The sequence below is a fragment of the Nocardia noduli genome (assembly GCF_019038455.1).
GTDB lineage: Bacteria > Actinomycetota > Actinomycetes > Mycobacteriales > Mycobacteriaceae > Nocardia > Nocardia noduli.
In genome coordinates, this window is the sequence record NZ_JAFMPL010000200.1 from 1 (window position 1) to 4,439 (window position 4,439).

4 protein-coding genes are annotated in these 4,439 nt (G+C 65.9%); 1 reads left to right on the forward strand and 3 read right to left on the reverse strand.

From position 1 onward, the window contains the following. Positions 1-169 precede the first annotated feature (169 nt). The 3 genes from JZ792_RS40725 to JZ792_RS40735 form a co-directional block, all read right to left on the reverse strand. A complete protein-coding gene (locus JZ792_RS40725; protein ID WP_216918277.1) occupies positions 170-1,039 on the reverse strand; it encodes a carbohydrate ABC transporter permease in 870 nt (289 codons plus the stop codon). A 70-nt stretch (positions 1,040-1,109) separates the two neighbouring features. Further along, entirely contained in the window at positions 1,110-2,132 is a 1,023-nt protein-coding gene (locus tag JZ792_RS40730) for a carbohydrate ABC transporter permease (RefSeq protein WP_438804443.1), read from the reverse strand. A gap of 49 nt (positions 2,133-2,181) precedes the next feature. Further along, the gene (locus JZ792_RS40735; RefSeq protein WP_216918279.1) at positions 2,182-3,483 is read right to left on the reverse strand and encodes an ABC transporter substrate-binding protein; all 1,302 of its coding nucleotides are present in this window, start codon (positions 3,481-3,483) and stop codon (positions 2,182-2,184) included. A 183-nt stretch (positions 3,484-3,666) separates the two neighbouring features. Between JZ792_RS40735 and JZ792_RS40740 the strand changes: the two genes are divergently transcribed. Then, the coding region (locus JZ792_RS40740; protein WP_216918280.1) for a DUF2786 domain-containing protein at positions 3,667-4,439 on the forward strand (773 nt) is incomplete at its 3' end.

Consider the following 4,439-nt stretch of genomic DNA (forward strand, 5'->3'; position numbering starts at 1 on the left):
CCACTTCCCCACTCCCCACTCCCCCCGCACGGCGCGAGCCTTACGAGCGCCCGTTCGCGGCCGTCTCGCGTCCGAGCGGTCGAGACAATGCGACGCAGTCGCGAGTATCGACCGCTCGGACGCGAGACAAAAAGGGCCGCGAACCCGCGGCCCCCGGGCCGCCAATATCTCAGCTCTTGACGCCGCCCGCCGTCAGGCCGGAGATGATGCGGCGCTGGAAGATGAGGACCATGACGACCAGCGGGATGGTGACGATGGTGCCCGCGGCCATGATGGCGGCGTAGGGCTGGACCAGCGGGTTGTTTCCGGAGAATCGCGCGATGGCGACGGTGACCGGTTCGGTGCTGCCGCTGGAGAGGAGCCTGGCCAGCAGGTATTCGTTGACGGCGGCGATGAAGGCGAGGATCGCGGTGGTGAAGACGGCGGGGGCGGCCAGCGGCAGCATGACCAGGCGGAAGGCTTGTGCTTTGGTCGCGCCGTCGATGCGGGCGGCTTCTTCGAGTTCCCAGGGCAGTTCGGCGAAGAAGGAGGCGAGGATGTAGACCGTCATGGGCAGCACGAACGAGATGTTCGGGATGATCATGGCCTGGTATTGCCCGATCCAGCCGAGGTTGGTGAACAGCTGGAACAGGGGGGTGACCAGGACGACGACGGGGAACATCGAGGCGCTGAGGATCAGGCCCGAGACCACGTAGCGGCCTTTGAAGGTGAGTCGTGCCAGCGCGTAGGCGGCGAAGATGCCGATCACCAGTGCGATGGCGGTGGTGATGGAGCCGATGATCAGGCTGTTGATCAGGGCGCTGCCGAAGTCGTTGCCGCGGCTGGTGTCGAAGGCGTTGCGGAAGTTCTCCAGCGTGACGTGGGTGGGCCACGGCGTGTTGTCGAAGGTGTAGTCGGGGTCGCGGAACGCGGTGACGGTCATCCAGTAGAACGGGGCGAGGCCCCACACCAGCACGATCAGCACGCCGAGGTACAGGCGGACGGTGCCGAGTTTCTTGGTGAACGGCACCGGTCGCGTCGCGGTCTTCGTCGTTGTCATCAGTGCGCCTCCGGAGATCTGCGGGACACCCGCACCCGGTCGGGCCGGATGGCCGCTGCGCGATTTTGGCTCATCCTGCCCTCCGTTGGTCTTCCTGCGTGCGTACGGCGTTGGCGCCGAGCACTTTCACGAGCACGAACGCGATCGCGAAGATGAGCAGGAAGGTGAGTGTCGACAGGGCGGCGGCGCTGTTGGGTCCTTGGCGTACCTGGTCGACGACCAGGATCGATACCGTGCGGGTGGAGGGGTTGCCCAGTGTCATGATCGCGGGCAGGTCGTACATGCGCAGCGCGTCCATGGTGCGGAACAGCACCGCGACCAGCAGCGCGGGTTTGAGCAGCGGCAGCGTGATCTGGGTGAATCGCTGCCACGCGGTGGCGCCGTCGACCTTGGCGGCTTCGTAGACGTCGGCGGGGATCACTTGGAGGCCCGCGAGCAGCAGCAGCGCCATGAACGGCGTCGTCTTCCACACGTCGGCGGCGATGACGGCGAATCGGGACGGCCATTCGTCGGAGGTCCACAGGATGTGGGTGCCGAACACCCGGTTGACCACGCCGTCGTACTGGAACATGAATTCCCACAGCCGCGCGGTGACGGCGGTCGGAATGGCCCAGGGGATGAGCACGGCCGCGCGCAGTAGCGCCCGTCCGCGGAAGGTCTTGCCCATCACCATGGCCATGCTCAGCCCGATGCCTGCTTCCAGCGCGACGGTGACCACGGTGAAGAACAGGGTGACCCCGATGGCCATCCAGAACTGTGAGCCGAGGTTGCCGGTCGGGCACGAGACCGTCTCGCCACCGGCTTGGCACTGCTGCAACAGCCAGTGCGTGTAGTTCGAGAAGCCGGCGTTGCCGCCTTCGACGAACATGCCGGTGGACGGGTCGAGGCCCTGATCCTTCTGGAAGGACATCCACAGCGCTCTGGCCACCGGATATCCGATGACGACGACGAGCGCGATCAGTACCGGGGTCACCAAGAGCCAGGCTCTACCGGATTTGCGTAGTTCCAGCGCCATGCTCTCGCCGAATCCGCGTTTACGCGGCAGGAATTCGTCGTTCGGCACGCGCGTGGCCGTTCCCGAAGGATCCGACACCGTTATCTCACTCCTACGGGCTGGTCGGGTCCGCTGCTCCGCGCACCGTTTACGATCCGGCCGTCTCGATACCCTGTTGCATTCCGGTGATCGCCTCGTCGACCGACTTGGATCCCTTCAGCGCAGCATAGGCGTTGTCCTGGATGGCCTTCGACACCGCGGGATAGAACGGCGTCACCGGGCGCGGCACCGCGCTGGCGATGGAATCCTTGAGCGCGGGCAGGTACGGCATCTTCGCGATCAGCGCCGGATCGTCGTACATGGAGGCGCGCACCGAGGGCAGCGCGCCCGAGGCGATGATGTGCTGGGCGTCCTCGCTGATCAGGAAGCGCAGGAAGTCGAGCGCGGTGGCCTTGTTCTTGGAGAACGCGCTGATGGCGGCGTTGTAACCGCCGAGGGTCGAGGCGCCGACGCCGTTCTCGCCGGGCAGCGGCGCGACCCCGAATTTATCCTTCACCTCGGAGGATTCGGCGCCGACGTCACCGAAGGTGGACGGCCACGAGCGCAGGAACATCAGCTTGCCGGTCGCGAAGGCGTTACTGGATTCGGGTTCCTTGAAGGTGATGGCCTCCGGCGGGATGTCGCCGTTCTTGAAGGCGTTCACCAGCGTGCTCAGACCGGCCTTGGCCTGCGGGGTGTTCACCGTCGCGGTCTTGCCGTCGGGGCCGACGAAGGTGCCGCCGAAGGCGTTGATGACCTCGGAGGTGTTCACCGTCAGGCCCTCGTAGGGCGCGAACTGGCCCGCGTAGCAGCCGATGTTGTTGTCGCGCGCGATCTGGCACTGGCCGAGCATTTCCGCCCAGGTCTTCGGCGGGTTCGGGACCAGATCCTTGCGGTAGAACAGCAGTCCGCCGTTGGTGTTGCGCGGCGCGGCGTAGAGGGTGTTGTTGTAGGTGGCGCTGGCGACCGGGGGCGACAGCAGCGTCGAGGTGTCGATCGCGAAGGAATCCTTCAGCGGCTGGATCCAGCCCTTGGCCGCGAATTCGGCGGTCCACGGCACGTCGAGTGCGACCACGTCGTAGCCGGACTGCTTGGAACGCATGTGCTCGACGAGGTCGTCGTACTGCTGCGAGGCGTCGTTCGACTGTTCCTTGAACGTCACCTGCTCGTCGGGATGCGAGGCGTTCCAGCGCTCGATGAGCTGCTTGACCACGCCGGTCTCGGTGGTGTCCTTACCTTCGACGTAGGTGATCGGGCCGCGTCCGGTGAGGTTCTGGCCGGTGTTGCTGCCGCCGCTGTCGCTGGAGCATGAACTGGTGAACGTCGCCGTCAGCAGCGCCACCGACACGGCCGCGAGCGCGGCCCTCGGAACGAGCGACGAACGTAGGGACGACACCTTCTTCAAAGCCATCTAGGACACACTCCATTGTCTACGACGTGAGCAGCGGCACACCGTCCGGTGCACAACGCAAGATACATCGTGTTCATCTCGGCTGCCCGACTCTCCTTCGTTTCTGTGGTGAGACATACCCGCACCCGGCCGGGGTTGTGGGCGGTCGCGACGATTACGCCGTGACAATTACCCTGGGGGGCGATGACTTCGCCGAATACGGGTGCCGACCGGATGCTCACGCGGATCGGCGGCCTGCTGCGCAAGGCCGAATCGACCGATAACGAACACGAGGCCGAGGCTTTCCTGGCCGCGGCGCAACGGCTGGCCACCCGTTCCTCCATCGATCTGACGGTGGCCCGCGCGCACGTGGCGGGGCGTGAGCGCAGGTCGACGCCCACCCAGCGGGTGATTCCGATCGGCGCGCCGGGCAAGAAGGGACTGCGCACCTACGTGCAGTTGTTCGTGGCCATAGCGTCGGCCAATGATGTGCGCTGCGATGTCGCGCGCACCTCGACCCAGGTCTACGCCTTCGGTTTCGATTCCGATATCGACACCTGCGAGGCCCTGTACACGAGTCTGCTGGTGCAGATGGTGCGCGCGTCGGATCACTACATCAAATCCCGGCAGTACCGTACCGCGACGGTGGACAAGATCGTCGTGGAGAAGAAATGGGGACGGCAGGTCCAGCGGCGCGTGCAGGCCCCTGTCGCACCGGTGACAGCGCGCCTGAATTTCCAGATGGCCTTCGCCGCGCGGATCGGACGCCGATTGGCGGAGGTTCGATCGGAGGTCGAATCGGAGGCCGTCGCGCCGTCGGAGACAGCGGCGGGGACCGCGCTCGCGTTACGCGACAAGGAACTGGAACTCACCGATTTCTACACGCGATCTTCCGAGGCGCGCGGAACCTGGCGCGGGCCTCAGGCCTCGGCCGGACATTCGGTGGCGGCCCGGCAGGCGGGGGATCGGGCGGGACG

Bases quoted from the DNA above. Each gene is read 5' to 3' on its own strand.
- JZ792_RS40725 (WP_216918277.1), bottom strand. From the start codon at position 1,039: ATGACAACGACGAAGACCGCGACGCGACCGGTGCCGTTCACCAAGAAA.
- JZ792_RS40735 (WP_216918279.1), bottom strand. From the start codon at position 3,483: ATGGCTTTGAAGAAGGTGTCGTCCCTACGTTCGTCGCTCGTTCCGAGG.